Genomic DNA, 25,637 nt, shown 5'->3' on the forward strand with positions numbered 1-25,637 from the left:
ATCATAAAAAATCAAAAGCCGACAGACAATTAAAAACTGGGTGCAATGTTTTTAACCACTACACCCTTTTACTATAACCATAACCCGCTTTTTCTACTTTTTTCTCGGTATTAGCAGCTACTTTTATTTCTTTATTAACATCAGCAAATACTTTTTGAAGGATCAAAAGGCTTTGAGAGGTTGAAAGGTGGGCTTGTGGGTGTGATTTTAAGTTTCTCATTTCAAGCATTTTAGCTTGAGCTTTAGAGCGTATTTTTAGATTTGCTTTTTGCCATTCTTCTGTAACATGAAAATCTCTAGGGTCTAGTTCTAAATAAGCGATAGAACTTGGCCTGTAAAAATTCACTCGTTTAGCGATAGCTTTTTGTGAATAGGGTAGAGATTCTAATTCTTTTTGCAAATAAGCTATAAGCTCTTGTGTTTTTGATTCTCTTTGAGAGTGGGGTTGTTTAGAGTTTGGAAGGTGTTTTGGCTGGATAGGGGTTTGATTGGTTTTTGTAGGTTTAGGGGTTTTGCATTCAGCTTCTACTTCTATAGTAGTACTAGCCTTAATTCCTCCTTTTTTAATAAAGAATTGGCCATGATTTTCTTGGCAATTTTGTTCTGCTTTTTTAACCAAATCTTTCTGCTCTTTAATTAAATCTCTTTGTGTATTAATTGTCTTTTGTTTTTGCTGTTCTAACTCTATCCCACTCTTATTTGTCTTTTGTTTTTCTTGTTCTGTTTTCTGTCTTTCTTGCTCTGCTTTTATTTGACTATTAGCGAGTTCTATCCCACTCTTATTTGTCTTTTGTCTTTCTTGTTCTAACTCTATCCCACTCCTATTTGCTTTTTGTTTTTCTTGTTCTGTTTTCTGTTGTTCTTGTTCTAGCTCTATTTGTTTATCAATATCACCAACGCTACAAGCGGCTAATAATAAATTTGTCGCTATGGTGAGTCCTGAATATTTCCACCAATTGATTTGATTCTCTTTTTCAGCCTGTTTGGACTTATCTTGGACTTTGTTGTCTAATTCTTTTGCTCTCTTGCATGCAACATGGGTCAATACTACTAATGCCGCATTGCTTTTCTTGGGGTGTTTTTTTACAAACCCTCTAACCCTCTTTACAATCTTTGTAAAAAACCCACCAATTGAGAATATTTGTAATGGCACCCACTTGTTTAAAATGAGTCTCTTTATTTGCCTTTGTGCTAGCTGTCTCTGTATTCTTACCAGCTGTATTTGTTTTTTCTGTTTTGATTGATTCCATCACCAACCTTTTTTAAAACAATCCCACCCATCAAAATTATCTCATGGAAACTCATACAAAAACTCTCTCAAGTTGGATTGGCCCATTTTATTATCAAAGCGCAATTAAGTCATGGTTTTTAGCTCTTTTTCTAACTTAGCTACAGCGTTCCAAGTGGGGATCACGCTATCAGGGTTTAAAGAAATGGAAGTGATGCCCTCTTTGACTAAAAACTCTGTCACTTCGGGGTAATCGCTTGGGGCTTGCCCACAAATCCCGCAATATTTGTTGTGCCTTTTGCAAGCTTCAATCGCTTTTTTAAACATTTTTAGCATCGCTTCATTCCTTTCATCAAAGACATGGCTGACTAATTCGCTGTCTCTATCCACGCCTAGAGTGAGTTGGGTTAAATCGTTTGAGCCAATAGAAAAGCCATCAAACAAGCTTAAGAAATCATCAGCCAAAATAACATTGACCGGTAATTCACACATGATATAAATTTCAAGCCCGTTTTTACCGGATTCTAAATTGTTTTTTCTTAAAATTTCTAGGACTTTTTTACCCTCTTCAATGGTGCGCAAAAAAGGGATCATCACTTTCATATTCGTTAAGCCCATTTCTTCCCTCACTAACGCTAAAGCCTCACACTCCCACGAAAACGCTTCGTTATAGCTTTCTGAATAATACCGACTAGCCCCCCTATAACCAAGCATGGGGTTTTCTTCATTAGGCTCATAGCTAGAGCCGCCAAGCATGCGCATGTATTCATTGGATTTGAAATCGCTAGTCCTTACAATGACCGGTTTAGGGTAAAACGCCGCGCTTATCATGCCAATGCCTTCAGCGATTTTTTTCACAAAAAAATCTTTAGGGTTAGCATAGCCTGCCATGAGGTTTTCAATTTCATTTTTTTCTTTCACGCTTTTTTTGTGGTGCAAATCCACTAAAGCTAAAGGGTGGGCTTTGATTTGATTTAAAATAATCATTTCCATCCTGGCTAGCCCCACGCCATGATTAGGGAGCTGAGAAAAGCTAAAGGCTTTTTCAGGGTTTCCAATATTAATATAAATTTTTGTTTGGGTTTCTTGCATGTTAGAAAGCTCTACTCTTTCAATCTCATGCTCATAAATGCCTGCATACACATAGCCTTCTTCACCCTCTGCGCAAGAAACCGTGATTTCCATGCCGGTATAAAGGCTATCCGTTGCCCCGCTCACGCCAACAATCGCCGGCACGCCAATTTCTCTAGCCACAATAGCGGCATGGCAAGTGCGCCCCCCACGATTAGTGATAACCGCACTCGCTTTTTTCATGCAAGGCTCCCAATCCGGGTCGGTATTGTCCGTAACTAAAATTTCGCCCTCTTTAAAAGAATTCATATGTTCCAAGTCATTGATGATGCGCACTTTTCCTGAGCCAATTTTACTGCCAATGGCTCTGCCTTGTAGGATAATTTCTTTTTTTTCGTTAGGGTTTTTGAATTTGAATTTTTCAAAGACTTGACTTTCTTCTTTACTTTTTTGGCTTTGAACGGTTTCTGGGCGCGCTTGAACGATAAAGATTTCCCCGCTATCGCCATCTTTAGCCCATTCTATATCCATGGGGCGGTATTGTTTGGCTTCTTTGGAGTAATGTTTTTCAATTTCAATAGCGTATTTGGCTAAAATCAGCATGTCTTCATCGCTCAATGAAAAGGATTGCCATTCTTTTTTAGTGGTTTTAATGTTTCTAGTAGGGTGTTCGCTACCCCTTGGGGCATAGACCATTTTTTGCGTTTTATTGCCAAGCTGTCGTTTGATAATGGGGCGTTTGTTTTGCTCTAAAGTGGGCTTAAACACATAAAATTCATCAGGGTTTATCGTGCCGCCCACCACATTTTCGCCTAACCCCCACGCTGAAGTGATAAACACCGCATCTTTAAAGCCGGTTTCAGTGTCAATAGAAAACATCACTCCCGCACTGCCTTTATCCGCTCGCACCATTTTTTGCACCCCCACACTCAGCGCAACTTTTAAATGATCAAACCCACGACTCGCCCTGTAACTAATCGCTCTATCGGTAAAAAGCGACGCCAAACAAGACTTGATATAGTGGATCAGCTCCGTTTTGCCCTTAATGTTTAAATAAGTGTCTTGCTGCCCAGCAAAAGAAGCGTCCGGTAAATCTTCGGCGGTAGCGGAACTTCTTACGGCCACATCGGCTTCTTTCATGCTGTATTGCTGGCTCAAAATTTCATAAGCTTGGAAAATTTCATCCCTTAAATCGCTTGGAAAAGGCGTGCCAAAAATAAGCTCTCTGATTTGTTTGGAGCGGATTTTTAACACATCAATTTCCGTGGCATCAACATTTTCTAAAAGCTCTATGATTTTTTGTTTAGCCCCCCCTTGCTCTAAAAGATACCAATACGCTTCGCTAGTGATCGCAAAGCCATCAGGCACTTTAATGCCAATAGGCACTAATTCTTGAAACATCTCGCCAATGCTAGCGTTCTTGCCCCCAACCAGATTCACATTTTTATTGTTCAACTCTTTGAAAAACTTGATATATCGCACAAAACTCCCTTAAAATTATCATTAAGTCTTTTAAAACAAAAATATGATAATGATAGCATGATAGAGCTTTAGTTTTAGCTAGTTTGTATTTTAAGCTTTCTAATAGGGGGTATTTTTTTGGTTTATGATTTTGTTGTATAATAGTCAGTTAGCTAGGTATTTTTGAATAGAAAGGGTAGTTTTGTATAGGCGGTTGTTATTGAATTTGCTTTGTATGGTGTTTTTACAAGCGTGTTTAAAGCCTATGAGCGACCCTAAAGCTGAGAAAGTGGATTCGCAAGTGCAATGCGGGTTTGGCTCAAAAGATTGTTAAATTTTAAGGTTTAAAGAAAGGAAACATAAGTTTTAAAGAATGAGTGCGGAACTGATTGCCGTTTATAAAGACGAGCAAATAATAGATTTAGAGAGCGCGAAAGTCTTAGGACTGAGCGATGGGGTTAAGGCGTTAAAGGGGACTGAGCCGATATATTTTGATGATTCGCCTTTGGCTTTAGAGGTGATTAGGCATTCATGCGCGCACTTGCTTGCACAAAGCTTGAAAGCCCTTTATCCGGACGCGAAATTTTTTGTAGGCCCTGTGGTGGAAGAAGGCTTTTATTACGATTTCAAAACCGCTTCAAAAATCAGCGAAGAGGATTTGCCTAAAATTGAAGCGAAAATGAAAGAGTTTGCAAAATCAAAGCTCGCTATCACTAAAGAGATTTTAACCAGAGAGCAAGCCTTGGAGCGTTTTAAGGGCGATGAATTAAAGCATGCAGTCATGAGTAAAATCAGTGGCGATGCGTTTGGCGTGTACCAACAGGGCGAGTTTGAGGATTTGTGTAAGGGGCCGCACCTCCCAAACACTCGTTTTTTAAACCATTTCAAGCTCACTAAATTGGCTGGGGCTTATTTGGGTGGCGATGAAAAAAATGAAATGCTCATTAGGATTTATGGCATCGCTTTTGCCACTAAAGAGGGCTTAAAAGACTATCTTTTTCAAATAGAAGAAGCGAAAAAACGAGATCACAGAAAGCTAGGCGTGGAACTAGGGCTTTTTAGCTTTGATGATGAAATAGGAGCGGGCTTGCCTTTATGGTTGCCTAAAGGGGCAAGGCTTAGGAAGCGCATAGAAGATTTATTGAGTAAGGCGTTACTTTTAAGAGGCTATGAGCCGGTCAAAGGCCCTGAGATTTTAAAAAGCGATGTGTGGAAAATCAGTGGGCATTATGACAATTACAAAGAAAACATGTATTTCACCACGATTGATGAGCAAGAATACGGCATAAAGCCCATGAATTGCGTGGGGCATATTAAAGTCTATCAAAGCGCTTTACACAGCTACAGAGATTTGCCTTTGAGGTTTTATGAATACGGCGTGGTGCATCGGCACGAAAAAAGCGGCGTGTTGCATGGGCTTTTAAGGGTTAGGGAATTTACCCAAGATGATGCGCATATTTTTTGCTCTTTTGAACAGATCCAAAGCGAAGTGAGCGCGATTTTAGATTTTACGCATAAGATCATGAAAGCGTTTGGTTTTAGCTATGAAATGGAGCTTTCCACAAGGCCAACCAAATCCATAGGCGATGATAAAGTGTGGGAAAAGGCTACCGACGCTTTAAAAGAAGCCCTAAAAGAGCATCATATTAATTATAAGATTGATGAAGGGGGAGGGGCTTTTTATGGGCCTAAGATTGATATTAAAATCACTGACGCTTTAAGGCGTAAATGGCAGTGCGGCACGATCCAAGTGGATATGAATTTGCCTGAACGCTTCAAGCTCGCTTTCACGAATGAACATAATAATGCTGAACAGCCGGTGATGATCCACCGAGCGATTTTAGGCTCGTTTGAAAGGTTTATTGCGATTTTGAGCGAACATTTTGGGGGGAATTTCCCTTTCTTTGTCGCGCCCACTCAAATCGCTCTCATTCCTATTAATGAAGAGCATCATGGTTTTGCTTTGAAATTAAAAGAGGAACTCAAAAAGCGCGATATTTTCGTAGAAGTGCTGGATAAAAATGACAGCTTGAATAAAAAAGTGCGTTTAGCCGAAAAACAAAAAATCCCTATGATTCTAGTTTTAGGGAATGAGGAAGTGGAGACGGAAATGTTATCCATTAGAGACAGAGAAAAACAAACTCAATATAAAATGCCCTTAAAGGAGTTTTTAAGTATGGTTGAATCTAAAATGCAAGAGGTTAGTTTTTGAGTAGAAGCGAAGTGTTGTTAAACGGAGATATTAATTTTAAAGAAGTGCGTTGCGTGGGCGATAATGGCGAAGTGTATGGGATCATTTCTTCTAAAGAAGCCCTAAATATCGCTCAAAATTTAGGTTTGGATTTGGTTTTGATTTCAGCGAGTGCAAAACCTCCTGTGTGCAAGGTGATGGATTACAATAAATTCCGCTACCAAAATGAAAAGAAAATCAAGGAAGCCAAGAAAAAGCAAAAGCAAATTGAAATCAAAGAGATCAAGCTTTCCACTCAAATTGCGCAAAATGATATTAACTATAAAGTCAAGCATGCGAGAGAATTTATTGAATCCAACAAGCATGTCAAATTCAAGGTGGTTTTAAAGGGTAGGGAGAGCCAAAACTCAAAAGCCGGGCTGGATGTGCTTTTTAGAGTCCAAACGATGATGGAAGACTTGGCTAACCCTGAAAAAGAGCCAAAAACTGAGGGCCGTTTTGTTTCGTGGATGTTTGTGCCTAAGGCTAAAGAAGCCCCTAAAAACGAAAAAAAAACTAAAGAAAATAACCCGCCTTTTAATCGTATTAACCTTATGAAAGGAGAAAATCATGCCAAAAATGAAGACTAATCGTGGCGCGTCCAAGCGTTTCAAAGTTAAAAAGAATTTGATTAAGCGTGGCAGTGCTTTTAAAAGCCATATTTTGACTAAAAAAAGCCCTAAGCGTAAAGCCAATTTGAACGCGCCAAAACATGTGCATCACACTAACGCGCATTCTGTCATGTCGTTGCTTTGCAGGGCTTAGGGATTGTGGGTTAGAAGTGGAGTTAAGCCCCTTATTTAAGGGAAAGTCGTTTAAAAAACGCACCTAAAAATATTTTAAAAAGAAAGGTAAAGAAATGAGAGTTAAAACAGGCGTTGTACGCAGAAGACGCCATAAAAAGGTCTTAAAACTCGCTAGAGGGTTTTATAGTGGTAGAAGAAAGCATTTTAGAAAGGCTAAAGAACAGCTTGAAAGGAGCATGTATTACGCCTTTAGGGACCGCAAACAAAAGAAAAGAGAGTTCAGGAGTTTGTGGGTGGTAAGGATCAATGCGGCTTGCAGAATGCATGACACGAGTTATTCGCGCTTCATGCATGCTTTAAAAGTGGCTAACATTGAGCTGGATCGCAAGGTTTTAGCGGACATGGCCATGAATGACATGCAAGCCTTTAAGAGCGTGTTAGAGAGCGTGAAAGAGCATCTTTGATCTCTATTGGCTCTGTTAGGTTTGAGTTTTAGTCTAAAAAGGGTGAGAGAATTTAGGAATTTTTACTAAAAAGTTCCTAAAATTGATTTTTATTTCAATTTATTCTTATTCAATCGCTATTTTTAATCAAAAAGAAAGTAATTTTATAGTAGAATGTAGCATTTAAAACTCAAATAGAGAAAATGTAGAAGGAAGGAATACATGAAGAAATCTGTTATAGTAGGTGCTATCTCTCTAGCAATGACAAGCTTATTGTCAGCAGAGACCCCCAAGAAGCAAGAAAGCGCTATTAAGACTAGCCCTACCAAAAAAGGTGAAAGAAATGCTGCTTTTATAGGGATTGATTACCAATTAGGTATGCTTAGCACGACCGCTCAAAATTGTTCCCATGGGAATTGTAATGGTAATCAAAGTGGGGCTTATGGCTCTAACACGCCTAACATGCCCACAGCAAGCAATCCAACAGGAGGGCTTACCCATGGCGCTCTAGGGACTCGTGGGTATAAGGGCTTAAGCAACCAACAATACGCTATCAATGGTTTTGGTTTTGTTGTAGGGTATAAGCATTTTTTTAAGAAATCCCCGCAATTTGGAATGCGTTATTACGGGTTCTTTGATTTTGCAAGCTCTTATTATAAGTATTACACTTATAATGACTATGGCATGCGAGACGCTCGCAAGGGTTCTCAAAGTTTCATGTTTGGCTATGGTGCAGGCACAGATGTGTTGTTTAACCCAGCTATTTTCAATCGTGAGAACTTGCATTTTGGGTTTTTCGTTGGCGTTGCGATTGGCGGCACTTCTTGGGGCCCAACAAACTATTATTTTAAGGACTTAGCTGAAGAGTATAGAGGGAGTTTCCACCCGTCAAATTTCCAAGTCTTAGTGAATGGTGGGATTCGCTTAGGCACTAAACACCAAGGTTTTGAAATTGGCTTGAAAATCCAAACCATTCGCAACAATTACTATACCGCTAGTGCGGACAATGTGCCTGAAGGGGTTACTTATAAATTCACCTTTCACCGCCCCTATGCCTTTTATTGGCGTTACATTGTAAGCTTCTAGGATATTGTAGGGTTAATCTTATGGGGGGTATAGAGAAGGGCTTTTGCTCTTTATAACCTTTTGTAACTTTCTTTTTTTACACCAAAGCCGTTATTTAAAACATTATCACAAAAGCATGGCATCAGTCGTTGCGAGCAACTTGTCTCATCAACAAACAGCAAAGATTTTTAAAATCAAACAACAAAAGAGTTTGATTGCCATCAAGCGATAGTTTTTACCCCATTTTTAAAAAAATAAAGAATATTAATAAAGCCTATCAATATTTGATAAGAATAAGGAATATAAGTTATTTTTAATTGAGTAAATGGTAAAATCTCTGCGATTTCATTATTTTTTGAATTGGGAGTATTTGATGAAAAAATTAGTGTTTTCTTTATTGTTTGCAGGGACTTTTTTTGGGGCTTTTTTGAATGCGAGCGATTTTAAGAGCATGGACAATAAGCAGCTATTAGAGCAAGCCGGGAAAGTCGCTCCTAGCGAAGTTCCTGAGTTTCGTGCAGAAGTCAATAAGCGATTAGAAGCGATGAAAGAAGAAGAGCGTCAAAAATATAAAGCGGATTTTAAAAAAGCGATGGATAAGAATTTAGCTTCTTTAAGCCAAGAAGATCGCAACAAGCGTAAAAAAGAGATCCTTGAAGTGATTGCTAACAAAAAGAAAACAATGACCATGAAAGAATATCGTGAAGAGGGGTTGGATTTGCATGATTGTGCATGTGAAGGTCCTTTTCATGATCATGAAAAAAAGGGGAAAAAAGGGAAAAAACCAAGCCATCATAAGCATTAACGCTTAGGGTGTGCTGACTTGAATGTTTGTTGGTTTTTTGCACTGATTAGGGCTTAAAGTTTTTGGGGTGTTTGTATTTTTTTAATATTTATAGTATCATACTCAAACAGCAAAGACCCTTTGAAAGTCTGTATTTTAAGATGACCAAAACGGCTTGAATTTTAAGTGGATTTTTTAAAAAAGAGGTTTTAATGAATAGCAGTATTTATTTTTGTTGCGATTATATATATTAGGAGTTTGGTGTGAAGCGAATTTTATTTTTATTAGTAGCTACGACTTTTTTGTTGAGAGCAGAAACGGCTTCTGCCACTATTAACACTACAGTTGATCCCAATGTGATGTTTTCTGAAGGCTCTACGGGGAATGTGAAAAAAGACCGCAAGAGGGTTTTAAAGAGTATGGTTAATTTGGAAAAAGAGCGCGTGAAGAATTTTAACCAGTATTCTGAAACCAAGATGAGTAAGGGCGACTTGTCGGCTTTTGGAGCTTTTTTTAAGGGGAGTTTGGAAAGTTGTGTGGAGCAAAAGGTCTGTTATTATGAGCATAAAGATGGCAAAGTGTCTTTTGTGGTGAATGACAGAGAGAAATTTTATAAGCATGTGCTTAAAGACCTAGGGACAGAGCTTTCACTCCCTTTGTTTAACTGGCTTTACAAAGGCTCAGATTTTGGGGCTTTGCATGAGCAGTTTGGGGACATGTATGATGGGTATATCAAATATTTGATCAGCATGGTTAGGATAAGCCAAAAAGAAAAGGCTAAAAAAGTGGATGCAGTCGTTCTTAAGAAAATGGAAGAACAAGCTGAGAAAGACACTAAGGCAGCCTTTCAAAAGAGGAGCAGTGGAGAGCTTGAAAGCCATACCGATAGCCCTGAATTTATAAGCTCTTCTAAGAAAACGGATCTTTCTAACACGGATACGGCTCAAACTCCTATAGAGGGTGCTAGCGCGTCTAAAGAGGTCGCTTCAAAAGAGCTAGAGACTTCTTCAAAAAAGCAAAAAAAGCCCAAGAAAAAACGCCGCCTTTCAAAGAAAGAAAGGCAACAACAAGCCATGCAACAAGAATTTGAAAAGCAAATTAGCAACTCTAGCGAGCCTGAAAAATAATTAGCTTGCCTTTTTGAGTAGGGGGCTAGATAAGTCTCTTAGGTGCTTCTTTTACTAGGCTTTTAATCGCTTTTCATCGTTAAAATCTCTGTCCTACTTTTAGGACTATCTTTTTAAAACCACCACTTTTTTAAATTTTAAGCTTTTTAGCTCTTTTGGCACTAACGATTAGCTTAAGGTTTTGTTGTGCAAAAATCTTTGAATATAAGATTGATAAAATTAAAAATAATCTCCTTTTAAAATTTTTTAGCAGAAACCCCAATCGTCTTTAGCGGTTAAGAATGAATGCTACTAATTCATAGTAATATCCCCATTCGTATCTAAGAAGCATGCAAAATTACGCCTTTGGAGATATGATGCGTGAAGAGGAATGCGTTGGAGTTTAAACTCTGTAAAATCCCTACTAAAAATCCCTACTATTAGGAACACAGAGCAAGAAACTCTCCCTACGGGCAACATCAGCCTAAAAAACCCAAGCGTTTTTAGCGGTTGGGCATTTCAAGACATTCCAACGCATTTTGTGTGGAAGCGTGTAAAATATTTCAATGGAATATTGGTAACAAAATCCAAAAATGCTCAAAGGTATTTTTTAAAGATTAAATAATAGATAGCTTGCATAATCAAGCGATAATTCCTTGCAATTGGTTAGTTTGTATGAAAGCGTATAAATTTTTTTGGCTCTGTTTTCATTGGATATTGATTATAAAATTTAAAAATGCCTTTGAGTATTTTTCACATTTAAAAGATAAAAGATCTTGACGCTAGTCAAGCGATAATTTCTTGCAATTGGAGGTTAGGGGGATTTAAAAAAAGGGGTTGTGGAGGAATCATTTCAAAATACCCCTATCCCCTTATAAGCTTTTAAATCAACTTAAGGAAATGATTTTTACTATAAAATGGAATTTAAAAACGATGGAATAAAGTTTTAAAACCCTATTTTTTAAAAATTTTTTAAGAATATCAAAATTGGATAAGGCTTATTTTTGATAAAAACAAACCTTTTTTCTTTAGAAACTTAAGCCTCTAAATTTAAAGTTGTCTTAACCCTCAACATTCTAGCGTTTTGGCTAATCCCCCTAACGAAGTCTCTTTGTATTTTTCATTCATGTCTTTCCCGGTCGCATACATCGTAGCGATCACTTCATCCAGGCTCACTTTAGGCTTGTATGCATCTTCTAACGCTAATTTAGAAGCGCTGATCGCTTTAATCGCCCCTAAAACATTGCGTTCAATGCAAGGGATTTGCACCAAGCCCCCCACCGGATCGCATGTCAATCCCAAGTGGTGTTCCATAGCGATTTCACTAGCCATTAAAACCTGTTTCATCGTGGCTTGATACAAATAGGCTAACCCCCCTGCAGCCATAGAGCTTGCCACGCCAATTTCAGCCTGACACCCCGCTTCTGCACCACTCAAGGAAGCGTTTTTCTTATAAAGATAGCCAATCGCTGCGCTAATGAGCAAAAAATCATTGATAGACTTTTGCGATAAATTTTCAAACAAATGGTCTTTAGCGTATAAAAGCACGCTTGGCACCACCGCGCACGCCCCGTTAGTAGGGGCGGTTACCACCTTACCCCCACTAGCGTTTTCTTCAGCAATGGCGCGAGCGTAAAGCGAAATGTAATCAATCAAAGCTAAGGGGTCATTCCCCTTTTTGGGGTGTTTTTCTAAGCGCGTTTTAATGCTTGGGGCTAATCGTGTTACTTTCAAAAAACCAGGAAGATATACTTCTTTAGAATTGGCCCCATTATAATAGCATTCAAGCATCGCATGATAAATTTTAGTCATCGTTGCATCAGGGTGGTTTTTGAGGGCGTTTTCTCTCAAACGCACGATTTCAGCAATGGTTTTTTGGTGTTTTTGGCACAATTCTAGCAATTCTTTAGCGCTTGAAAAATCATAAGCAACGCTTTCGTTTTCATTCTCTTTGGCCAAGTTGTCTAATTCTTTTTCAGTATAGACAAACCCTCCGCCAACAGAATAGTAGGTCTCTTCTTTTAAAACCTCATTTTTAGCGTTAAAAGCTTTTAAAATAAGGGCGTTTTGGTGTCTGGCTAAAGGCTTGTTGTCAAAAATCAAATCTTTAGAATAATCAAAAGGGATATGATGCTGGTTAGCGAGTTTTAAGACCTTGTTTTCAAATACTTCATGCAACAAGGCTTTTTTGGTTGTTGTATCCAACTCGTTAGCGTAAATACCATGCAAGCCAATCAAAACCGCCTCATCGCTCAAATGCCCTTTACCGGTCAAGGCTAATGAGCCATGCAGGGTGATTTGAACGCGTTCAACTTGCTTTAAAACACCTTTTAACAACCCGCAAAACCTCGCCCCCGCTTCCATAGGCCCTATGGTGTGTGAAGAGCTAGGCCCAACGCCGATTTTAAAAATGGATAAAATAGAAAAACTAGCCATTAGAACAATCCTAAAAACACGCTCAAAGCCGTTAAACTCCCAAAGACAAACACAAAAATATCCACTTTGAAATTTCTAAAACGCTTCAAACTAGAAACGCTATAAAAAGCTACCATAGGCATCACAAAAAGAATGAGCGCGATAATGGGGCCGCCTAAATTTTCAATAAAATCCAGGATATTAGGGTTAATATAAGCCACAAGCGTGATGCTAAGCCATAAAAAAATCGTTACGCTCACGCTCAAGGTTTTAGAAGCCTTTTTCAATTTTAAACTTTGGATAATAATGCCTTCTAAACCCTCTTTAGCCCCATAATAATGCCCAAAAAAAGATGAAAAAATCGCTAAAAAAGCCACCACAGGCCCTGCATAGTTGATTAAGGGGTTGTTTAAGGTGTTAGCGAAATAGCTTAAAATGGGGATATTTTGTTCCCTTGCTTTCATGAAATCATCAGCATTCAAGCACATGACGCAAGAAAACACAAAAAACATCACAAACCCTAACAGCATGAGCGATGTCCCTAATTCAATTTGATTGAGTTTATACTCTTTGAAAGCGCCGTATTCTTTTTCCACATTTTGAGTGAAAGTGGAAATAATGGGGCTATGGTTGAACGAAAACACAAGCACCGGTAAGGTTAGCCAAATAGCCAACACAAATTCTTTAAAACTCGGCATGATAAAAAGGTTATTAACTTGCCAATAGGGGATAAGATACACAGAAAAAAGCAATAAAATCAAGCATAAAGGATACACCAAGGCGTTGCAAATGCGCGTTACAATCGTGGCGTTAAAAACCATTACCAACATCATTAAAGAAACTAAAATGACAGCCAATAATCCCCGATGGAAAGGCGCTAAATGCAATTGATTGGTAAAAAAATGATCAAACACATTCGTGATGCCCACCCCATAAGCCAAGCAAATAGGATAAATTGCAAAGAAATAAAGCAAAGTGATAAGAAAGCCCCATTGAGCGCCAAAATGCGAGCGAACGACCATGGTAATGTCTTCTTTATCTTTAGATCCTATAAAATAAGCTAAAGCTCTATGCCCTAGATAAGTCAAAGGGAAAATGATCGCGCTCATCACCACAATAGCCCATATCCCATGCCCACCGGCTCTAATAGGCAAAAATAAAATCCCAGCCCCCACCGCCGTGCCAAATAAGGACGCCATCCAACGCAAATCAAACAAATTGAGTTTTTTAGGATCTTTTGGAACCGCTTTTTCTTGTGTCATGCTATTAAACCGCCCTTTTATATTTTTGAAGAGTTCGTTTATTGTATCATAAAGCCCTTTTATGATTAGGGTTTTTTGAGATTAAAGGGTAATTTGAATGCGTGTTTATTCTCTTAAAGTCTATAATTCAATCCATGCCTTTCAAGCTATAATAGCAATTAAAAAAGATTAATAGAAGGATTATAAAAATGTCAAACACAACTTGGTCGCCAACTTCATGGCATTCTTTTAAGATAGAGCAACACCCCACTTATAAGGATCAAAAAGAGTTAGAGAGAGTCAAAAAAGAATTGAGCTCTTACCCTCCTTTAGTGTTTGCTGGTGAAGCGAGAAACTTGCAAGAACGCCTAGCCCAAGTGATTGATAATAAGGCGTTTTTGTTGCAAGGGGGCGATTGCGCGGAGTCGTTTTCTCAATTTAGTGCTAACAGGATCAGAGACATGTTCAAAGTGATGATGCAAATGGCGATTGTTCTCACTTTTGCTGGCTCTATACCGATCGTGAAAGTGGGGCGCATTGCCGGGCAGTTTGCCAAACCGCGCTCCAATGCGACTGAAATCTTAGATGATGAAGAAGTGCTAAGCTATAGAGGGGATATTATCAATGGGATTCCCAAAAAAGAAAGAGAGCCAAAGGCTGAAAGAATGCTTAAAGCCTACCATCAAAGCGTGGCGACTTTAAATTTGATTAGGGCTTTTGCTCAAGGCGGGTTAGCCAATTTGGAGCAAGTGCATCGTTTCAATTTGGATTTTGTCAAAAACAACGACTTTGGGCAAAAATACCAGCAAATCGCTGACCGGATCACGCAAGCTTTAGGGTTTATGCAAGCATGCGGGGTGGAAATAGAGCGAACGCCTATCCTTAGGGAAGTGGAATTTTACACCAGCCACGAAGCGTTACTGCTCCATTATGAAGAGCCTTTGGTGCGTAAGGATAGTTTGACTAACCAGTTTTATGATTGCTCTGCGCACATGCTGTGGATTGGCGAAAGGACAAGAGATCCTAAAGGCGCTCATGTGGAGTTTTTAAGGGGGGTTTGCAACCCTATTGGCGTGAAAATCGGGCCTAATGCGAGCGTGAGCGAAGTGCTAGAATTGTGCGATGTTTTAAACCCGCACAACATTAAGGGGCGTTTGAATTTGATCGTGCGCATGGGTTCTAAGGTGATTAAAGAGCGTTTGCCTAAACTTTTACAAGGGGTGTTGAAAGAAAAACGCCATATCTTATGGAGCATTGATCCCATGCATGGCAACACGGTGAAAACCAATTCAGGGGTTAAAACAAGGGCTTTTGATTGCGTGTTAGATGAGGTGAAAAGCTTTTTTGAAATCCATAGGGCTGAAGGGAGTTTGGCTTCAGGGGTTCATCTGGAGATGACAGGTGAGAATGTTACAGAATGTATCGGTGGCTCGCAAGCGATCACTGAAGAGGGTTTGAGCTGCCATTACTACACGCAATGCGATCCAAGACTAAACGCCACTCAAGCCCTAGAACTCGCTTTTTTGATTGCGGACATGCTTAAAAAACAACGCGCTTGAAATCAATAAAAAAAGCTTGTATTAAGCATAGTCTCTTGCAATGCGATTTTGGGGGTTAAGGGGGTTAGCGTAAAATATTTCTCTATCCCCTTATGAGTTTAAAATAAAGTTTAAAAAACAAGTTTTTAAGAATTGAATAAGGCTTGTTTGTATTGATTAAAACGGATTAAATATTAATCTTTTTTTAACTCTTTTTCTTTATAATTATTGTTAGCATTTTAATATTCAAAGGATCTTGAATGAGAATTTCTTTTTTAGCTATAGTGTTTGCACTATTATTTGTAGCTTGTCATGAAACCAAACAACAAATTTTACAAAATGAAGCTGACAGCACCCCTTCAGAAAAAACCATTTGGCAACCTGAACAAAAATAAAATTGATTTAGCGTTTTTAACTGAGTATTAATAACCAAATTTAAAGAATGCTCAAAGGCATTTTTTAAAAAAATATCAAAGAGTTTGCGTGAGCGAGTGGTGGTCTCTTGCAATGCGATCTTGGGGGGATTAGGTGGGTTATAAAGAGATGCTATTATAAAATATTCTCTATCTTCTTAAGAGTTTCACCATAAAACTATAAATAAAATTTAAAGATCCAATTCAAACTAAAGAATAACTGAATAAGGCTTTTCAATATTTGAAAAGAACGGAGCTATTGGTATTTTAAGGCTTCTAGCCTTATACGCTTGTAATTTTCACCCACTTTACGTTTTGTTGAATAAATTGCTAATATCTAACTCTTGCTTTGTTGTATGTGAATAACTATAGCAACGAGATGGTTTGAGGATTTCAAAAGACAAATCAAAAGCTTGAGAGTTAAACTACAAACTCTCTAAAACTTTTTGAGCATGGCCTTTCGCTTTGACATTGTAGAAACATTTTTCTAAAACGCCTTGCGTGTTGATAATGAAAGTGGAGCGGATAATCCCCAAATGCTCCTTCCCATAAAGCATGCGTTTGCCATAAGCTTTGTAGAGATTAGCGGCTTTTTTGTCTTCATCGCAGAGCAAGATCACATTCAAAGAGCATTGGCTGATGAATTTTTGATGCGATTGCATATTATCAGGGCTTACACCCACAACGATAGCGTTTTTCTTTTCAAATGCATTAAACAGAGCGCTAAAATCTTGCGCTTCTAAGGTGCATCCGGGGGTGTTGTCTTTAGGGTAGAAATACAACACTACTTTTTTATGGAGCAAATCTTTTAAAGAAATCTCTACCCCATCGCTGTTTTTTAACCTAAAATCAGGGGCTAATTGCCCGGCCTCTAATTTTTCCATTCTTATCCTTTAATAGAGAATGATAGCGACTTTTTGAGGCCCATGCACCCCAAAAACGGTTTTTAATTCAATGTCAGCTGTCCGGCTAGGCCCGCCAATAAGGAGCATGTTTGTGGGTAAGACGCCGTTTTGGCTCTGATTTTTTAAAGCTTGCATGCCTTCGCTTAAATTGCGCACGATGGATTCTTTTTTCAATAAGATAATGCAATTAAGGGTGATGAGTGAAAGCAGTCGTGGGCTTGCATGCGAAGAAACCGCCCCAATCATGCCCAAGCTTGAAATCCCACAAACCCCATGCAATAAAGCCGTGTCAATGTCAAACAATTCTTCACGCATGGCTTCAATTTCTTTATCGTAGGGTTGTAAAGTAAAATCCTTAAACGCTTCAAAATTCAAATCCAAATCCGTAGCGTGTAAGATTTTTTCGCTTTTAAAGTTTTCTAAAGCTTTTAAAATCGCTTGCTCTAAATTTTCTTTAGCGCTTTCAATGACTTCAGCTTTATTCAGCGCTTGAAAATGCTTGTATTCTTCCACCAAATCCTCAAACTCCACTTTAATGATATTTTTATAAGCAGGGTTTGCTCCTTTAATGGCATGCTTAGCTCTGGCTTCTTTAATACGGTTTAAAATAAGATCTTTACTCATAAATCACCCCTTCTAAATGTTGGACTTTTGCATGCAAGCTTGTGTCCATATCGGGTAAGGTCCTCACGCTAGTCCACTCTTTGACTAAAGGCAGTATGGGAGCTAAAAGCTTGCCTAAAGGCGAGAAAAATTGAGCCATTTTCAATTGGAAACGCCATTTAGACCCATCGCTCGCCATTTTAGCAAACATTTTCATAGAGAATTTTTCCATTGCGCTGTGTTGCGTGCTTTTAGCCCCCTTGACTACGCCCCTGCCTTCGCCCACTTTATCCGATCGTAAATCCCTAATAAGCTCCGCTAGTGGGATTTCTACAGGGCATACTTCAGAACAACGCCCGCAAAGACTGCACAAATTAGGGATATGCCCGTAATTATTAAGCCCAAAGAGTTGGGGGGATACCACCACGCCTATTGGGCCAGGGTAGGTGGAAAGATAGGCATGCCCACCGATTTTATCATAGACAGGGCAGTGGTTCAAACAAGTCCCGCAACGAATGCATGAAAGGGCGCGATAATACTTTTCATCAGCCAAAATATTGGAGCGGTTATTGTCTAGTAAAATAATGTGGGCTTCTTTAGGGCCGTCTAAATCGTCGTTTTTTCTAGGGCCTGTGATAATGTTTTGATAGCAAGTGATAGGCACACCCACGGCGCTTGGGGCGAGCAAATTGTTTAAAATCGCTGCATCATCAAAGCTTTCTACTAATTTTTCAATCCCGCAAATAGCGACATGCACATCGCATGCGGTGGTGCTCATTCTGCCATTACCTTCATTTTCCACTAACCAGATCGCTCCCTCATTAGCGATAGCGAAATTAACCCCGCTAATCCCCATTTTAAAGCTTTCAAATTCCTTGCGCATGTGCTTTCTGGCGATTGCATTCAACTTTTCAGGCTCTTCTTCATAAGCGGCGTTGAGTTTTTCTTCAAAAATTTTACCGATTTGTTTGCGGTTTTTATGGATGGCTGGCACGACAATATGCACAGGGTGTTCATTAATAAGTTGGATAATCAATTCGCCCAAATCCGTTTCTTGCGCTTGAATGCCCTTTTCTTTGAGGTAATGGTTCAAGCCGATTTCTTCGCTCGCCATAGACTTTTGCTTTAAAATGCGGTTGATATTTTTTTCTTTAGCGAGGTTGTAAATGATTTCATTGGCTTCATCGCCGTCTTTAGCGTAATGGATTTTAAAGCCGTTTTGGGTGGCGTTTTTTTCAAACAATTCCAAATACTCATCAAGCCTGGATAAGATTTTAAGCTTGACTTCCTTGCCCAACTCCCTTAAATTTTCCCATTCGCTGTAACGATTTTTGAGGAGATTCTTGCGGTTAGTCCTTAAGGTGTCCATTGCAGAACGCAAATTTTCCCTTAATTGCAGATCGCCTAATTGGTCGGTGATGATTTCTTCGTATTCTTGGTCGCTGTGGTGTTTTTCCATGATTATTCCTTTATTTCTTAATGTTAAAGCCCAAGTCTTGAAGCTAAAAAGTCATAAAAATGCATGGGTTTTGTTGAAGAACCCATTTTTTGCATAGCGGTGCTGATATTCATCAAACACCCCGCATCCGCTGAAACGATCACATCCACTTGACGGCTTTCTATGTCTTTAATCTTTTCTTTAACCATAACGGCTGAAATTTTAGGCTCTTTAACCGAAAATGTCCCCCCAAACCCGCAACACTCTTCTTCTTTTTCCAACTCAATGAGTTCTACATTTTTAAGCTGTCTGATGAGGTTTTTAGCCGAATCAATCACTTTAGCCACCCTTAAAGCATGGCAATTAGAATGCCATGTGATTTTAAGGGGTTCGCCCTTATCTTCATATTTGACTTGCAATTTTTTATCCAAAAATTCGCTCAATTCATACACTCTAGAGCAAAAATCTTTAACCATATTGAATTCTGCATGCCCTTCAAACAATTCCAAATAATCATGCCGCATCATGCCTGTGCATGAACCGCTGGGTAAAATAATGGGGTAGTCGTTGTTAGAATAAAGCTTAATATTGTATAAAACGACTTTTTTAGTCTCTTCATAATACCCTGAATTGTAGCTTGGCTGGCCGCAACATGTTTGATCTTTTTTAAAAACCACTTCCAAATTTTCCTTGCGGAGTAATTTGATAGCGTTAAGCGATGCGTTGCTATATATGGCTGTCCCTAGACATGTAGCAAAGAAATTGACTTTCAAAGAATGCTCCTTAAAATTCCAAATTAAGAGTTTCAAACACAATATAATACTCAAAATTAGTAAGATTATGAAACACAAGTTGATCAATCCGCTCTCTTGAATATTGTTACTAAAATAAACTACAACCCCATTAAATTTGACTTAATATTAAATGCTACTTAAAATTAGTTTTTTCTTTTAAGTAAGATAAAAAAATACTTTTAATTATTCAAGGAAAATTTATGGAATTTTATCAAGTCTATGACCCATTAGGCAATATTTGGCTAAGCGCTCTAGTGGCGCTCTCGCCTATTGCACTCTTTTTTATTTCTCTTATTGTCTTCAAACTTAAAGGCTATAGCGCTGGGTTTTTAAGCTTAGTGCTTTCAATCATCATTGCGTTATTTGTGTATAAAATGCCCGCTCAAATGGTGAGCACGAGTTTTTTCTATGGCTTTCTTTATGGCTTATGGCCGATCGCTTGGATTGTGATCGCTGCGATTTTTCTTTACAACCTTTCAGTGAAATCCGGGTATTTTGAGATTTTAAAAGAAAGCATTTTAACTTTAACGCCAGATCATCGTATTTTAGTGATTTTGATCGGTTTTTGTTTTGGCTCGTTTTTAGAAGGGGCGATTGGTTTTGGAGGCCCGGTAGCGATCACAGCGGCGATTTTAGTAGGCCTTGGGCTAAACCCTTTATACGCTGCCGGGTTGTGCTTAATCGCTAACACCGCCCCTGTGGCTTTTGGCGCGGTGGGTATCCCTATTACGGCTATGGCTAGTGTGGTGGGTGTCCCTGAATTAGAGATTTCTCAAATGGTGGGTAGGGTGTTACCCATTTTTTCTATTGGTATTCCTTTTTTTATCGTGTTTTTAATGGATGGTTTTAAGGGCATTAGAGAAACTTTTCCGGCGGTAGCGGTTACTGGGTTTAGCTTTGCGATTGCGCAATTTTTAAGCTCTAATTATTTAGGGCCGCAACTTCCGGATATTATTTCGGCTTTAGTGTCATTGATCGCTACCACTTTATTTTTAAAGTTTTGGCAGCCTAAAAATATTTTCACTAGCAATGGCAAAGAGCCAACGATTAGCACAGAAAAACACCATATTTGCAAGGTGATCGTGGCGTGGATGCCTTTTGTGTTGCTCACCATTACAATCATTATATGGACGCAACCCTGGTTTAAAGCGCTCTTTAAAGAAGGTGGAGCTTTAGCGTTTTCTAGCTTTGCGTTTGAATTTAGTTCTATCAGTCAAAAGATTTTTAAAACCGTTCCCATTGTTACTGAAGCGACCAATTTTCCTGTCGTGTTCAAACTCCCTTTAATCTTAACAACAGGCACTTCCATCTTTTTAGCCGCTATTTTGAGCGTGTTTTTGTTGCGCGTGAAAGTCAGCGATGCGATAGGGGTTTTTGGAGCCACTTTAAAAGAAATGCGTTTGCCGATTTTAACCATTGGCGTGGTTTTGGCGTTTGCGTATGTAGCTAATTATAGCGGCATGAGCGCTACTTTAGCGTTAGCGTTAGCCGATACTGGGCATGTTTTCACTTTCTTTTCTCCTGTTGTAGGCTGGCTTGGGGTGTTTTTAACCGGAAGCGACACGAGCTCTAACCTTTTATTTGGCTCTTTACAGATGCTCATCGCCACACAGCTTGGCTTGCCTGAAGTGCTTTTCTTAGCGGCAAACACTTCAGGGGGCGTTGTGGGTAAAATGATAAGCCCTCAAAGCATCGCTATCGCTTGCGCAGCGGTGGGATTAGTGGGTAAAGAGAGCGAATTGTTTAGATTTACAGTAAAATACTCTATCGCTTTGGCAATCATCATGGGGATTGTCTTCACTCTTATTGCTTATGTCTTCCCCTTTATTATTCCAGTTACTCCTACTTAATGGAGGGGGTTTAGGGGGTAAGAGAATATTTTTTAAAAGGGATTTTAGTGTCAGAATTTCATCAAGTTTATGACCCTTTGGGTAACATTTGGCTGAGCGCTCTTGTGGCGTTATTGCCGATTTTATTGTTTTTCTTATCTTTAATGGTTTTTAAATTCAAAGGTTACACAGCGGCCTTTTTGAGCGTGGCCTTATCAGCCATTATTGCGGTTTGGGTGTATAAAATGCCTGTTAGCATGGTAGGTTCAAGCTTTCTTTATGGCTTTCTCTATGGTTTATGGCCGATTGCGTGGATCATCATTGCGGCTATTTTTTTATACAAATTAAGCGTTAAATCCGGCTATTTTGAAATTCTAAAAGAAAGCGTTCAGTCCATCACTTTAGATCACCGCATTTTAGTGATTTTGATCGGTTTTTGTTTTGGCTCGTTTTTAGAAGGGGCGATCGGTTTTGGAGGGCCTATTGCAATCACTGCTGCGATTTTAGTGGGGTTAGGCTTAAGCCCTTTATACGCTGCCGGGTTATGCTTAATCGCTAACACTGCTCCTGTGGCTTTTGGTGCGGTGGGTATCCCTATAAGTGCGATGGCGAGCGCGGTAGGCGTGCCAGCGATTTTAATTTCAGCCATGACGGGCAAGATCCTCTTTTTTGTGAGCTTGTTAGTGCCGTTTTTCATCGTGTTTTTAATGGACGGCTTTAAGGGGATTAAAGAAACTTTCCCGGCCGTTTTTATCGCAGCTTTTTCTTTCGCTGGAGCGCAATTTTTAAGCTCTAATTATTTAGGGCCAGAATTACCGGGCATCATTTCAGCGCTTGTTTCACTCGTTGCAACAGCACTCTTTTTGAAATTTTGGCAGCCTAAAGTCATTTTTAGAAGCGATGGCAAGGCCGCATCATTCACTAAGAGTAACCATCACATTTGTAAGATCTATGTCGCTTGGTCCCCTTTTGTGGTTTTGATTTTAGTCATTGTGTTATGGATACAGCCTTTTTTTAAAGCTTTGTTTGAAAAAGACGGCTTGTTGGCTTTTTCTAATTTTTATTTTGAATTCAATAACATCAGTAACCACATTTTTAAAAGCCCGCCTTTTGTAGAAGCTAGCCAAAGCGTGAGTTTCCCTGTAGTGTTTAAATTTTTCTTAATCAATACCGTAGGCACTTCCATTTTTCTAGCCGCTCTCATTAGCATGTTTATTTTGAGGGTGCGAGTGAATGATGCTGTGAGCGTTTTTGGCGAGACTTTGAAAGAAATGCGCTACCCCATTCTTACCATTGGTTTAGTGTTAAGCTTTGCCTATGTGTCTAATTACAGCGGGATTTCCTCCACTCTAGCCTTAGCGCTCACTCACACGGGCTTAGCTTTTACTTTTTTCTCGCCTTTGATCGGGTGGGTAGGCGTGTTTTTAACCGGAAGCGATACGAGTTCTAACCTTTTATTTGGCTCTTTGCAACAACTCACGGCTCAAAGATTGCACCTTCCTGAGATTTTAACTTTAACGGCTAATACCGTGGGTGGGACTTTGGGCAAAATGATAAGCCCTCAAAGCATCGCTATCGCTTGCGCGGCGGTGGGCTTAGCCGGGAAAGAAAGCGATTTGTTCAAATTTACGGTTAAATACTCCCTTATTTTTGTAGCGATCATGGGAATTGTGATCAGCGCGATTGCGTATTTGATCCCTGAAGTGGTGCCTGCGATAAAGTAGGCTCGCTTGGTGTTTGGTAAGAATGAAACCCCTTTGAGTGGGGAATGTTGAGAAATAAAGCGCATCTAAGCCATTCTTTAGAATGTTTGGTTGCTAGGGTTTTTCAAACCCCCAAAGGAGAGCTAATAAAAAGGGGTATTTTTAGCATGGCTTTAACTCCCAAATAAGTTTTTATGTTTTAAAAAATTCAAGATTTTAAGCGTCATGGAGCTTATGGGTAAGGTCTCTAAATCTTTAAGGCTATAAAAATTAATGGGGTTTTTTAAATCTTTTGTAGCGGCTAAATAAAGGTTTAAATTGAGCTTGAATTTGGTGTGGCTGTGTTTGATTGCGCCTAAAAAAGGGAGTTTGAATTCTAAATTTTCTTTTAAGCCAGGGAAATGGTGCATGCCAAAATAGAGTTTTTGCTCTATTTTTTCTAAAGCGATTTGGTTGTTTTTAATCACAACGCCTAAGTAACGCTCTTCTTGAATGATTTCTTGTTTTTTCTTAAGCGTGTGTTTTTCTAGGTTGTTTTTACCCAAACAATAAGGGTTTAAGGGGCAAATCGTGCACTTGGGTTTAGGGGAGCAAATTAACGCCCCTAGATCAATTAGGGCTTGGTTATGATTAAAGCTATCATTGAGATTGAGAAATTCATTCGCTTTTCTTTGCAAATCTTTAGCTTGAATGTTAGGATCTAATCCAAAAAGCCTTAAAAGCACTCGTTTGATATTAGCGTCCACGCATGCGGTTTTTTCTCTAAAGCCAAAACACAAGATCGCATTAGCCGTGTATGCGCCAATACCAGGGAGTTTTAATAGGCTTTGATAGTCGTTGGGTAGTTGTGAGTTATGTTCTTTAACGCAAATTTCAGCGCTTTTTTTTAAATTTTTAGCCCTAGAATAATAGCCAAGCCCTCGCCATAACAATAAAACCTCCTCTAATGGAGCGCTCGCTAAATCTTTTAAAGTGGGGAAGGCTTTTAAAAAAGGGGAATAAAAACGCTCAACTACGGTGCTGATTTGGGTTTGTTGGCTCATCACTTCGCTGATATAGACTTCATAGGGGGCGTTAACGCCCTTTAAATTCCTAAAGGGTAAATCCTTTCGCCCAAATTCTTCATACCACTTCAAAAGGGCGTTGTGTAAAGTTTCCAACTACAACCACCTAAAAGCGATGAGTTTGACCCAAGGTGTGCACACGCTTAAAAATACGATTAAATACGCAAAGCCAAAAATAAACCCCCATTTCCAAAAATCCTTGCTTTGAATATACCCACTCCCATAATAGATGGTGGATGGGCCTGTACCATAGGGCGTTAAAATCCCCATGATACCTAAAGAAAGCATTAAAAACAAGCTCAATTCTTGTAGATTTATCCCTTCAATATGCGAGCCTATCCCTATAAAAAGGGCGAATAACGCGCTCACATGGGCGGTGATGCTAGCGAAAAAATAATGCGATAAATAAAAGAGGGCTACGATAAACAATAACGCTATTAACGGATCCAAGTGGGCATGCTCTAAAAAATTTTTAGCCGCATTACCGATAAAATCTAAAAAACCCACATTTTTAAGCCCACCAGCCATCGTGAGTAACGACCCAAGCAATAAAAAAATATTAAACGCGCTCTTGTTTTTAATGATGTCTTCATAGCTTACAATCTTGCAAAACGCCATTAAAACCATGACAATCAAAGCCGTCGCGCTCGCATGCAAGCCTAAAGATTTGCCAAAAATCCAACCCAATAAAGCTAATAAAGTGAGGCTGAGCATTAAAATTTCTTTTAAAGAAAACCTCCCCATGCCCTCTAATTCTTTTCTAGCCCACAAACTCACTTCTTTTGAGCCTTTTAAGGTGGGTTTGCAGGTTTTATACGCTAATAAAGGCACAAGCAAGATCAAAAGCGCCCCGCAAGGCAAGAACGCTAAAAACCACGAAAACCATGAGATTTCATTCACCTCCATTTTGGTGGCGATTTCCATTGCTAGGGGGTTGGGAGCGAGTGCGGTTAAAAACATGGACGAAGTGATGCAAGTTGAAGCTAAAGCGACCCACATCAAATATGCGCCGATTTTGTTAGGGTTATCATTGGGAGTAGAACCCATTAAAGGCGGGATAGAAGAAACGATCGGATAGAGTATGCCCCCACTTCTAGCGGAATTGCTAGGAATAAAGGGGGCTAGACACAATTCGCTCAAACTAACTGCATAGCCCAAACCTAAAGGGGTTTGCCCTAAAAATCTAATCAATAAAAGAGCGATCCGTTTCCCTAACAAGCTTTTTTCATACCCTAAACCCAAAATAAAAGCGACAAACACAAGCCACACCGTTTTATTCGCATACCCGCTCAAACCCCATGAAATAGCCTTATTAGCGCTCGCTATCTCGCTACTAACGCCAATTTTTAACGCTACGCACAACGCTAATGCGCTCAACGACACTAAGCCTGCTGGCACCGGCTCTAAAATAAGCCCAACAATCATGCCTATAAAAATGCAAAAATAAAGCCATGCGTTAGGGTTTAGCCCATTAGGAGCGCCTAAAAAATACAATAACACTGCGATAAAAAAGGGGGCAAGGATTGAAATGATTGGTTTTTTCATGTTCAGCCTTTAGCC

At 39.3% G+C, this 25,637-nt stretch carries 21 protein-coding genes and 1 pseudogene; 12 read left to right on the forward strand and 10 right to left on the reverse strand.

The window, feature by feature from the left end:
- Window positions 1–58: 58 nt before the first annotated feature.
- Together AA977_RS00595 and ppsA are read right to left on the reverse strand one after the other, a co-directional pair.
- Window positions 59–1,250 (reverse strand): annotated as a pseudogene (locus tag AA977_RS00595) (DUF874 family protein).
- A 104-nt stretch (window positions 1,251–1,354) separates the two neighbouring features.
- Window positions 1,355–3,781, reverse strand: coding sequence for a pyruvate, water dikinase (gene ppsA / locus AA977_RS00600; RefSeq protein ID WP_064434174.1), 2,427 nt, complete (start codon window positions 3,779–3,781; stop codon window positions 1,355–1,357).
- Window positions 3,782–3,962: 181 nt separating this feature from the next.
- Between ppsA and AA977_RS08170 the strand changes: the two genes are divergently transcribed.
- From AA977_RS08170 to AA977_RS00635, 8 genes are all read left to right on the forward strand, one after another.
- Window positions 3,963–4,094, forward strand: a complete 132-nt coding sequence (locus tag AA977_RS08170) for a hypothetical protein (protein WP_001892720.1) — start codon at window positions 3,963–3,965, stop codon at window positions 4,092–4,094.
- Window positions 4,095–4,133: 39 nt separating this feature from the next.
- Window positions 4,134–5,972 (forward strand): threonine--tRNA ligase, encoded by a 1,839-nt coding sequence (gene thrS / locus AA977_RS00605; RefSeq protein ID WP_064434175.1) that lies wholly within the window; start codon window positions 4,134–4,136, stop codon window positions 5,970–5,972.
- Window positions 5,969–6,580 (forward strand): translation initiation factor IF-3, encoded by a 612-nt coding sequence (infC, locus tag AA977_RS00610; RefSeq protein ID WP_064434176.1) that lies wholly within the window; start codon window positions 5,969–5,971, stop codon window positions 6,578–6,580. Before thrS ends, infC begins: the two co-directional genes overlap by 4 nt.
- Window positions 6,561–6,755 carry a 50S ribosomal protein L35 gene (rpmI, locus tag AA977_RS00615; protein WP_001125542.1) on the forward strand — a complete coding sequence of 65 codons (195 nt, stop codon included), beginning with the start codon at window positions 6,561–6,563 and terminating at the stop codon, window positions 6,753–6,755. The genes infC and rpmI overlap by 20 nt, the downstream gene beginning before the upstream one ends.
- Window positions 6,756–6,849: 94 nt before the next feature.
- Entirely contained in the window at window positions 6,850–7,200 is a 351-nt protein-coding gene (rplT, locus tag AA977_RS00620; protein WP_001264156.1) for a 50S ribosomal protein L20, read from the forward strand.
- 201 nt (window positions 7,201–7,401) lie between these two features.
- Window positions 7,402–8,265: an outer membrane protein gene (locus AA977_RS00625; protein WP_064434177.1), complete on the forward strand. Its 864-nt coding sequence runs from the start codon at window positions 7,402–7,404 to the stop codon at window positions 8,263–8,265.
- A 352-nt stretch (window positions 8,266–8,617) separates the two neighbouring features.
- On the forward strand, window positions 8,618–9,049 hold the full coding sequence (locus tag AA977_RS00630) for a DUF1104 domain-containing protein (protein ID WP_064434178.1): 432 nt from the start codon (window positions 8,618–8,620) through the stop codon (window positions 9,047–9,049).
- A gap of 242 nt (window positions 9,050–9,291) precedes the next feature.
- Window positions 9,292–10,155: a hypothetical protein gene (locus AA977_RS00635; protein WP_064434179.1), complete on the forward strand. Its 864-nt coding sequence runs from the start codon at window positions 9,292–9,294 to the stop codon at window positions 10,153–10,155.
- A gap of 1,047 nt (window positions 10,156–11,202) precedes the next feature.
- Here the strand turns inward: AA977_RS00635 and AA977_RS00640 are convergent.
- Both AA977_RS00640 and AA977_RS00645 read right to left on the reverse strand, forming a co-directional pair.
- Window positions 11,203–12,570: an L-serine ammonia-lyase gene (locus AA977_RS00640; protein WP_064434180.1), complete on the reverse strand. Its 1,368-nt coding sequence runs from the start codon at window positions 12,568–12,570 to the stop codon at window positions 11,203–11,205.
- Window positions 12,570–13,811, reverse strand: a complete 1,242-nt coding sequence (locus AA977_RS00645; protein WP_033771045.1) for a serine/threonine transporter — start codon at window positions 13,809–13,811, stop codon at window positions 12,570–12,572. Before AA977_RS00645 ends, AA977_RS00640 begins: the two co-directional genes overlap by 1 nt.
- Before the next feature lie 188 nt (window positions 13,812–13,999).
- Between AA977_RS00645 and AA977_RS00650 the strand changes: the two genes are divergently transcribed.
- Together AA977_RS00650 and AA977_RS08175 are read left to right on the forward strand one after the other, a co-directional pair.
- Window positions 14,000–15,349, forward strand: coding sequence for a class II 3-deoxy-7-phosphoheptulonate synthase (locus AA977_RS00650; protein WP_064434181.1), 1,350 nt, complete (start codon window positions 14,000–14,002; stop codon window positions 15,347–15,349).
- A 239-nt stretch (window positions 15,350–15,588) separates the two neighbouring features.
- Complete coding sequence (locus AA977_RS08175; RefSeq protein ID WP_154811898.1) at window positions 15,589–15,723, forward strand: HP0135 family lipoprotein; 135 nt, start codon at window positions 15,589–15,591, stop codon at window positions 15,721–15,723.
- 443 nt (window positions 15,724–16,166) lie between these two features.
- Here AA977_RS08175 and AA977_RS00655 read toward each other — a convergent pair whose 3' ends face one another.
- The 4 genes from AA977_RS00655 to AA977_RS00670 are packed head-to-tail and all read right to left on the reverse strand — an operon-like array spanning window position 16,167 to window position 19,460.
- The gene (locus AA977_RS00655) at window positions 16,167–16,625 is read right to left on the reverse strand and encodes a peroxiredoxin (RefSeq protein ID WP_033744853.1); all 459 of its coding nucleotides are present in this window, start codon (window positions 16,623–16,625) and stop codon (window positions 16,167–16,169) included.
- A 9-nt stretch (window positions 16,626–16,634) separates the two neighbouring features.
- The gene (locus AA977_RS00660) at window positions 16,635–17,270 is read right to left on the reverse strand and encodes a LutC/YkgG family protein (protein WP_064434182.1); all 636 of its coding nucleotides are present in this window, start codon (window positions 17,268–17,270) and stop codon (window positions 16,635–16,637) included.
- The gene (locus tag AA977_RS00665; protein ID WP_064434183.1) at window positions 17,263–18,708 is read right to left on the reverse strand and encodes a LutB/LldF family L-lactate oxidation iron-sulfur protein; all 1,446 of its coding nucleotides are present in this window, start codon (window positions 18,706–18,708) and stop codon (window positions 17,263–17,265) included. The genes AA977_RS00660 and AA977_RS00665 overlap by 8 nt, the downstream gene beginning before the upstream one ends.
- Window positions 18,709–18,731: 23 nt before the next feature.
- Complete coding sequence (locus AA977_RS00670) at window positions 18,732–19,460, reverse strand: (Fe-S)-binding protein (RefSeq protein ID WP_033601801.1); 729 nt, start codon at window positions 19,458–19,460, stop codon at window positions 18,732–18,734.
- A 221-nt stretch (window positions 19,461–19,681) separates the two neighbouring features.
- Between AA977_RS00670 and AA977_RS00675 the strand changes: the two genes are divergently transcribed.
- Together AA977_RS00675 and AA977_RS00680 are read left to right on the forward strand one after the other, a co-directional pair.
- Window positions 19,682–21,331 (forward strand): L-lactate permease, encoded by a 1,650-nt coding sequence (locus AA977_RS00675; RefSeq protein ID WP_064434184.1) that lies wholly within the window; start codon window positions 19,682–19,684, stop codon window positions 21,329–21,331.
- Between the two features lie 47 nt (window positions 21,332–21,378).
- A complete protein-coding gene (locus AA977_RS00680) occupies window positions 21,379–23,034 on the forward strand; it encodes an L-lactate permease (protein ID WP_064434185.1) in 1,656 nt (551 codons plus the stop codon).
- Window positions 23,035–23,186: 152 nt separating this feature from the next.
- On the opposite strand, the gene AA977_RS00685 is transcribed toward AA977_RS00680, so the two are convergent.
- Both AA977_RS00685 and AA977_RS00690 read right to left on the reverse strand, forming a co-directional pair.
- The gene (locus AA977_RS00685; protein WP_154811899.1) at window positions 23,187–24,173 is read right to left on the reverse strand and encodes an adenine-specific DNA glycosylase; all 987 of its coding nucleotides are present in this window, start codon (window positions 24,171–24,173) and stop codon (window positions 23,187–23,189) included.
- Window positions 24,174–25,622, reverse strand: coding sequence for a DASS family sodium-coupled anion symporter (locus tag AA977_RS00690; protein WP_064434186.1), 1,449 nt, complete (start codon window positions 25,620–25,622; stop codon window positions 24,174–24,176).
- Window positions 25,623–25,637: the final 15 nt, after the last annotated feature.

The organism is Helicobacter pylori, assembly GCF_001653455.1.
GTDB lineage: Bacteria > Campylobacterota > Campylobacteria > Campylobacterales > Helicobacteraceae > Helicobacter > Helicobacter pylori_A.

What these genes read in the sequence shown, in the direction of transcription:
- AA977_RS08175 (WP_154811898.1), top strand. Translation starts at nt 15,589, where the DNA reads ATGAGAATTTCTTTTTTAGCTATAGTGTTTGCACTATTATTTGTAGCT.
- AA977_RS00625 (WP_064434177.1), top strand. Translation starts at nt 7,402, where the DNA reads ATGAAGAAATCTGTTATAGTAGGTGCTATCTCTCTAGCAATGACAAGC.
- AA977_RS00630 (WP_064434178.1), top strand. Translation starts at nt 8,618, where the DNA reads ATGAAAAAATTAGTGTTTTCTTTATTGTTTGCAGGGACTTTTTTTGGG.
- AA977_RS00650 (WP_064434181.1), top strand. Translation starts at nt 14,000, where the DNA reads ATGTCAAACACAACTTGGTCGCCAACTTCATGGCATTCTTTTAAGATA.
- thrS (WP_064434175.1), top strand. Translation starts at nt 4,134, where the DNA reads ATGAGTGCGGAACTGATTGCCGTTTATAAAGACGAGCAAATAATAGAT.
- AA977_RS00690 (WP_064434186.1), bottom strand. Translation starts at nt 25,622, where the DNA reads ATGAAAAAACCAATCATTTCAATCCTTGCCCCCTTTTTTATCGCAGTG.
- rpmI (WP_001125542.1), top strand. Translation starts at nt 6,561, where the DNA reads ATGCCAAAAATGAAGACTAATCGTGGCGCGTCCAAGCGTTTCAAAGTT.
- rplT (WP_001264156.1), top strand. Translation starts at nt 6,850, where the DNA reads ATGAGAGTTAAAACAGGCGTTGTACGCAGAAGACGCCATAAAAAGGTC.
- AA977_RS00665 (WP_064434183.1), bottom strand. Translation starts at nt 18,708, where the DNA reads ATGGAAAAACACCACAGCGACCAAGAATACGAAGAAATCATCACCGAC.
- AA977_RS00660 (WP_064434182.1), bottom strand. Translation starts at nt 17,270, where the DNA reads ATGAGTAAAGATCTTATTTTAAACCGTATTAAAGAAGCCAGAGCTAAG.
- AA977_RS00655 (WP_033744853.1), bottom strand. Translation starts at nt 16,625, where the DNA reads ATGGAAAAATTAGAGGCCGGGCAATTAGCCCCTGATTTTAGGTTAAAA.
- AA977_RS00675 (WP_064434184.1), top strand. Translation starts at nt 19,682, where the DNA reads ATGGAATTTTATCAAGTCTATGACCCATTAGGCAATATTTGGCTAAGC.
- AA977_RS00645 (WP_033771045.1), bottom strand. Translation starts at nt 13,811, where the DNA reads ATGACACAAGAAAAAGCGGTTCCAAAAGATCCTAAAAAACTCAATTTG.
- AA977_RS00640 (WP_064434180.1), bottom strand. Translation starts at nt 12,570, where the DNA reads ATGGCTAGTTTTTCTATTTTATCCATTTTTAAAATCGGCGTTGGGCCT.